At 39.2% G+C, this 3,424-nt stretch carries 3 protein-coding genes; all 3 read right to left on the reverse strand.

Translation table 11 applies throughout. From position 1 onward, the window contains the following. Positions 1-89: 89 nt before the first annotated feature. The 3 genes from LKD36_RS17320 to LKD36_RS17330 are packed head-to-tail and all read right to left on the reverse strand — an operon-like array spanning position 90 to position 3,298. The gene (locus LKD36_RS17320) at positions 90-1,121 is read right to left on the reverse strand and encodes a tyrosine-type recombinase/integrase (protein WP_308460376.1); all 1,032 of its coding nucleotides are present in this window, start codon (positions 1,119-1,121) and stop codon (positions 90-92) included. After that, the gene (locus LKD36_RS17325) at positions 1,096-2,070 is read right to left on the reverse strand and encodes a tyrosine-type recombinase/integrase (protein ID WP_308460377.1); all 975 of its coding nucleotides are present in this window, start codon (positions 2,068-2,070) and stop codon (positions 1,096-1,098) included. The genes LKD36_RS17320 and LKD36_RS17325 overlap by 26 nt, the downstream gene beginning before the upstream one ends. Continuing rightward, complete coding sequence (locus LKD36_RS17330) at positions 2,063-3,298, reverse strand: tyrosine-type recombinase/integrase (RefSeq protein WP_297873621.1); 1,236 nt, start codon at positions 3,296-3,298, stop codon at positions 2,063-2,065. The genes LKD36_RS17325 and LKD36_RS17330 overlap by 8 nt, the downstream gene beginning before the upstream one ends. Positions 3,299-3,424 lie beyond the last annotated feature (126 nt).

Raw genomic sequence — 3,424 nt, forward strand, 5'->3', positions numbered from 1 at the left:
CACGACTTATACCGATAAAAAAACTATGCCGATATTTCATGAGATCCCAGTAAATAAGGGATTATCAGCAAAAAATATCGGCATAGTTTTTATAACCTATAAAGCTGCTTTAATACAGATTCCTTCTTCCATAGCTTTTCTTCTGATCCAGATGGGTTGGTCTTTTCAATAGCATCTGCCAATGTCTTTAGGGTTGCAAATGCATAGAAACCTCTGGTGGTTGAAATATTTTCATGCCCTAGAAGCTGTTGAATATAGGACAAAGGGCATCCTGCCTGATACAGATCCATTGCTCTCGTTTTTCTTAACATGTGGAAATGAACTTCTTTTGGCATAGGAATAGTATTTCTGCATATGTTGGTATACTTTTTTAATAACTTTTGTATTGTATCGTCAGAAAGAGGATGCCTTACACCATGCGTTGTAGCATAAAATAGAGGTGCATCCATCTTCATCACTGGATGGAATTCACTTAAATATGTATTCAGATGCTGTATCGTTTTGCTCATTAGTGGTATGTTTCTGTACTTTAAACCTTTTCCCAGTATAGTCACATATGGGACTTCTGGCTCTAAATGAAGAGATGATACTGCTAAATTTATTAGCTCACTGACACGCAATCCTGCATCATAACCGAGTATCAGTATCATCCGGTTTCTCCTTCCATTTTTTGTATCATCGGGCGGCGCAGCCAGAAGTGCTTTAAGCTGCCCATCCTCAAAGTATTCTATTTCATTTTTTGACACAGTAAGCCCTTTTACGGTTTTTGCACTTACATAGAGCGCAGTGATATCTATGGATTCTTCGGCTGCATAAGAGAGCAGTGACTTGATTGCGGTGATCCGTAGATTACATGTTTTTTCACTTAAGTTCTGGGAATCTTTCATAAATAACAGGTATTCTTTCAGGTTGCTTTTACCAAAATCCCGATAACACACATTTGCTCTATTAATAGATTTCTCTTTTTCCAAAAAATCAATGTATCCGTTGAGCGACCGCCTGTAAGCTTCTATGGTGTTTGGACTCTTTTTACGAATGTTCGGAAGCTCATTGTTCAGGTATTCAGATGCACTGCTCCAGAAATAAGCACTGTCTTTATCTGCGGTTGCTTTCTTGCCCATAAGCATTTACCTCCGGTAATAACCTTTCAAATAACGATGATTTTCGCACTATTGTATCATAGATATCAGGAACTAAATGGAAATAGTAAAGGGTATTTTCTATATCCTGATGTCCCATATATCTCATTAAGTATGGCAGCATTACGTTTATGTCCTTTCCTTCCCTAAGCCAGCGGTTCATGTTTGCATAGGCAAAATGATGCCTGAAATCGTATGCTCTTATGCTGATACCGTCACCTTTTTTCCCTGGAAAAGCTGTATACCAGATCTTCAGAAAGTTACGCTGGAATGCACTTGCGCCATAAGGGGCGTCTTTCCGGGCAGGGAAGAAAAACGTCCTGCCAGTAAATATATGGTTCATTCTCATGTTATAAGCCCCAAGATAATCTGACAGTTCCTGCGTAATGAAAAGCCTTCTGCTTTTTGGACCTTTGGATTGAAGGATGTCTATATAGTTTTCTGCGAGATGTACATTTTCAATTTTTAGTGTTCTGGCCTCTTTGCAGCGTAGTCCGCAGCAATAAAGCAGTCTATACATTGCCGGCAGCACAAGATGCCTCTTCGGTACATGATAATCATGTGGGAGGCTGTCACAGGCGATAAAAAAAGCTTTAATCTCATCATCTGTAAATAAATATGGCTGAACAGGTGCTGGCAGGGATACTTTCCCCCGGGGAATTACATATGCAGATGTGTATCCCAGACCAATGAGATATCTTGAGAATTCCCTGAGCACAGCCGCTATGTTGTATAGGTTTCCCGGGGTTCCCGCATATTTGTTTAAAAATGCATGAACAGTATCTTTTCCAGGGATATTTTCAACAGGAGAATGGTTGATTGAAAAATCCAGATAATTATTCAGATGATATCCGGCAGTAGTATAAACATATCCATTCTGTTTTTTATATTCTAAAAATTCTTTTATCAGATCAGATAGGGTTTTATTCATTCGTATGCACCTCCTGGGGAAGGGGAAGTGTACAGGCTGCCATTACTGTTTCATCTGTAGACAGATAAACAGACACGATATTCGGGTCAGTGTGACCAAGGACCGCAGAGATATCAGCCATAGGGACTCCAGATCTAAGCATGGAAGAAGCAGCATTGTGCCTTGTCATCCGGCTGCCGGAAATCCTGCATGCATTCGATATCCCAGCTAATGCTTCCATTTTCAAGAGTACAACCCTGATGGAAGAACCTTCTCCATTCAAGCGTGTAAATGGTGCCAGCTCCCTGACAAAAAGATATTTTGAATTACATTCAGGCCGCTCATTCAGTATGTAGTCAACAATGGCATTACCATAGGATTTCCGAAGTGGGATGTTTAGTACCATTCCTGTTTTTTGTTGTTTTATATAGATGACATCTTTATTCCAATCAATATCGGAAAGTTTGATATTACAGACATCTACTGCTCGCAATCCTGTTTCCAACAATAAGAGACAAATGGCTTTATCCCGTTTGGAAAGACTTCCATCCGACAGTATTTCGTTTATGGCATAGGTCTCTGTTTCGCTATAGATTTCTATTATCTTACGCTCACGTGGGAGACGGGTCGGAAGCTCCATTATAAAATGTTCTATATCAGGATGGAGAGATAGAAACCTTTTTAAACCTGACAGACCGCTTGTAATAGTAGTCGGTTTAAAATAACCTTGTTCATAGAGATATAAGATGAAATTTCTGATATCACCAGAAACTAGCTCATTGATCGACCGGTATGACTTTTTCTCACAATAGATCAAAAGATAAGCAACAATCCTTTTGTAGGTATAGATAGTATTAGGTCGGAGTGGCTCTTCTTCTAAAATCGTAATAAACCTATCCAGCTCCTTTTTTAATTGTTCTGTCTGTATACTGTCATAGGCAGATTTTCCTTTTCTCCTTGACGTATCCGCTTCACCGTTAGTGATATAAGATTTGATAAGGTTAACCACCCTGATCCGTTGGCGGTCCTTAAAAACAGAGTATTCTCCAGTATACTTGTTTTTGTTGTCACTGAGGTATTCCTGAAACAGCCCATCGGATGGTTCTGAAATCCCTCTGCTGTGTGCAAATGAATTTAGCGCATTAAATTTCTTTTGATATCGCAGAAGAGTTTCCGTACTGTATTCCTGTTTTTGCAGGGATTCTAATGTGAGACGCAGGATTTCTTCTAACTTAGTTTCTTTTTGCATTGCAAAACACCTCCTTTAGAAGAATGATACATCGCACAAAAAAACTATGCCGATATTTTTTCCTGATAATCCCTTATTTACTGGGATCTCATGAAATATCGGCATAGTTTTTTTATCGGTATAAGT

The sequence above is a fragment of the Hominiventricola filiformis genome, from assembly GCF_020686965.1.
Lineage (GTDB): Bacteria > Bacillota > Clostridia > Lachnospirales > Lachnospiraceae > Hominiventricola > Hominiventricola filiformis.

Excerpts from the sequence above, each read along its gene's own strand:
- LKD36_RS17320 (WP_308460376.1), bottom strand. The coding sequence starts at position 1,121 with ATGGGCAAGAAAGCAACCGCAGATAAAGACAGTGCTTATTTCTGGAGC.
- LKD36_RS17325 (WP_308460377.1), bottom strand. The coding sequence starts at position 2,070 with ATGAATAAAACCCTATCTGATCTGATAAAAGAATTTTTAGAATATAAA.
- LKD36_RS17330 (WP_297873621.1), bottom strand. The coding sequence starts at position 3,298 with ATGCAAAAAGAAACTAAGTTAGAAGAAATCCTGCGTCTCACATTAGAA.